Annotated in this window: 2 protein-coding genes; both read left to right on the top strand. The window is 53.6% G+C overall.

The genetic code is table 11. From position 1 onward, the window contains the following. The coding region (locus tag B347_RS0111600; protein ID WP_019409889.1) for a DUF2931 family protein at window positions 1-690 on the top strand (690 nt) is incomplete at its 5' end. Between the two features lie 43 nt (window positions 691-733). After that, a partial coding sequence (locus B347_RS0111605; protein WP_237719122.1) for a DUF2931 family protein occupies window positions 734-1,363 on the top strand: 630 nt, incomplete at its 3' end.

The following is a 1,363-nucleotide window of genomic DNA, read 5'->3' on the forward strand; positions in this document are numbered from 1 at the left end:
CCTATGGCAGTTGGTAGCGTCCAGCGGGGCCACGCGCGCCTAAAATTCATGGCTTTGCTCATGAGCCTATTGATACTTGCCGCCTGCAAAAACGACTCGTTATTTGGAGGTAGATTCCCTCCAAATGGTGACTGGAGCCTTGACGTCTTCAGTCCGCCCTTTATGCAAGGCTGGGTTGAGCAGGTCATCGTTGAGGATGTAAACGGTCGAATGTTCATAGGCCCCGGAGGGGTGGTCGGATCCGGCGACCCTGACTTCGACAAAGAGGAGCCTAGGGGTTGGGGCAGTATTGGGAGAAACATCTACGTAATGACACGCTCAGGTTTGCCAAAACGCATTTACGTTCGCTGGCAGTCCATCACTGAACAAAAAACTTACCAGGGCTGGGTCGATATTCCCGAAGATGCACGCCGCATGATGCGAGGCTCCGTTGCCCATAAATGCCCGGGCTGGCCAGATAATCCAATGAACCACATGGCAGCAGCAATCATAGGTGTAGCTCCTGGCGGAAAGATCGGGGTTTGGGTTGAAGATAACTGCCTCAATGATCATCTGATCGCCAGCGCCCAAGCAGAGATTGAGCCGTTAGGCCCTGATCAAGGTATGAACCACGGTAGGTACGCTTACCCAATCAAAGAGTCGACCAAACGCTACATCGAACGTTATGGCATCCCCTATGGCAGTTGGTAGCGTCCAGCGGGGCCACGCGCGCCTAAACCTCATGGCTTTGCTCATGAGCCTATTAATGCTTGCCGCCTGCAAACACGATCCGCTGTCGGGTGCAAACGACCCTAAAGATGATGGGTGGAGTATTGATTTCCAAGGCCCTACCTATATGCAAGGACTCGTAGAAATCACTGTTGTCGAAGACATCAAAGGCCGATTGTTCAGGAGACTTGGAGGCGGCTCTATTGGTACCGGCGACCCAGGCCTCGATAAAGAGCACGCCCGAGGCTGGGGACCCATTGGAGGGAATATCTACCCGATGACCGGCGCTGATTTGCCAAAGCGGATTTTCGTGCGTTGGCAATCCATCGTTGAACAAAGAACATACAAAGGCTGGATCGATATTCCCGAAGATGCACGCCGCATTATGCGCGGCTCAACGGCACGCCGTTGTCCGGACTGGCCGGATCATAAAGCAAACTCTATGGCAGCCGTTGTTGTGGGAATGACGCCAGGAGGCGCAATTCGGGTCTGGGTTAACGATAACTGCCTCAATGATCATCTGGTCGCCAGCGCCCAAGCAGAGATTGAGCCGTTAGGCCCTGATCAAGGTATGAACCAAGGTAGGTACGCATACCCCATCAAAGAGTCGACCAAACGCTACATCGAACGCTATGGCATCCCCTATGGCAGTTGG

Origin of the sequence: Pseudomonas psychrophila HA-4 (genome assembly GCF_000282975.1) — a bacterium.
Classification (GTDB): domain Bacteria; phylum Pseudomonadota; class Gammaproteobacteria; order Pseudomonadales; family Pseudomonadaceae; genus Aquipseudomonas; species Aquipseudomonas psychrophila_A.